We start from the raw sequence: 247 nt of genomic DNA on the forward strand, positions 1-247 counted from the left end.
GGGGGCTTCGGCGTACCGGGACAGAGAGAGTTCGACACCGGTCCCTCCCACACCACCGCCCCCTTCGGCCGGAGCGACCGCGACACCGGCACCCATCACCGGCCCGCCTACGACAGCGGAACCCACCACCGCGGAGACCTCGGCGTACCAGGACAAGCCGGATTCGACACCGGCACACACACCCGCGACACCTTCAGCACACCCGCCCCCTACGACACCGGCACACACACCCGCTCCCCCTACGACA

1 pseudogene is annotated in these 247 nt (G+C 70.0%); it reads left to right on the top strand.

Annotated features, from left to right (window positions below):
- Window positions 1-247: pseudogene (locus D455_RS34900) on the top strand (hypothetical protein); the annotation flags it as partial.

The sequence above is a fragment of the Nocardiopsis halotolerans DSM 44410 genome (assembly GCF_000341065.1).
GTDB classification, from domain to species: domain Bacteria; phylum Actinomycetota; class Actinomycetes; order Streptosporangiales; family Streptosporangiaceae; genus Nocardiopsis; species Nocardiopsis halotolerans.